The organism is Acidovorax sp. Root219 (genome assembly GCF_001428665.1).
Classification (GTDB): Bacteria; Pseudomonadota; Gammaproteobacteria; order Burkholderiales; family Burkholderiaceae_C; genus Acidovorax.
Window position 1 is genome coordinate 282,592 of the sequence record NZ_LMIJ01000024.1, and the last position, 906, is coordinate 283,497.

The 906-nt window shown below is 61.1% G+C and carries 2 pseudogenes; one reads left to right on the top strand and one right to left on the bottom strand.

The window, feature by feature from the left end:
• A pseudogene (locus ASE28_RS33200) lies at positions 1 to 255 on the bottom strand (flagellin); the annotation flags it as partial.
• Positions 256 to 588: 333 nt separating this feature from the next.
• Between ASE28_RS33200 and ASE28_RS33205 the strand changes: the two are divergent.
• Positions 589 to 906 (top strand): annotated as a pseudogene (locus ASE28_RS33205) (flagellin); the annotation flags it as partial.

Sequence of the window (906 nt, forward strand, 5' to 3'; positions counted from 1 at the left end):
AGCGGCCTTCATGGCGCCTTCTGTCACCTGGGCCAGCGAAATGCCATCGTTGGCATTGCGGGCGGCCTGGTTCAGGCCGCGGATCTGGCTGGTGAAGCGCTCCGAGATGGCGAGGCCTGCGGCGTCGTCCTTGGCGCTGTTGATGCGCAGGCCCGACGACAAGCGCTGGATGGATGTGTTGAGCGAACTCTGACTCATCCCCAGGTTGCGTTGCGCCGTCAAGGAACTGACGTTGGTGTTGATGGTAGCTGCCATTGCGATTACTCCTGCAGAGCTGAAAACAAACATTTCTGCCGGTTTAAGCGTTGCCCCTCCGGCGGACTTTGTGGGAACGTTGGATGAATTGTGGGGACGGGGCGTTTTTGCGTTGGCACGATAAGACCGAGAAAAACCGCTCAATCTGCACGTTTGGGCCTAAAGTTTTCCCGCCATGACCCGAAAACCTATGCAACGGGGCGCATGAATCAAGAGTGAGACCCGCCGTTCACCCGAAAGCCGATGAGCTGCTGGTGAGCACTGCGGCCAGGTAGACCTGGCGCCCAGTTGGCGGCAACGCCATTTCAGTCAGTTCTTTTCAGGAGATTTGCCATGGCAGCTACCATCAACACCAACGTCAGTTCCCTCACCGCCCAGCGCAACCTGGGCATGAGCCAGTCTTCGCTGAGCACGTCCATCCAACGCCTGTCCTCCGGCCTGCGCATCAACAGCGCCAAGGACGACGCCGCTGGCCTGGCCATCTCGGAGCGCTTCACCAGCCAGATCCGCGGCCTGAACCAGGCTGTGCGCAACGCCGGCGACGGCATCTCGCTGGCGCAAACGGCTGAAGGCGCCCTGAAGGCCTCCGGCGACATCCTGCAACGGGTGCGTGAACTGGCAGTGCAGTCGGCCAACGCCTCCAACAGCGCC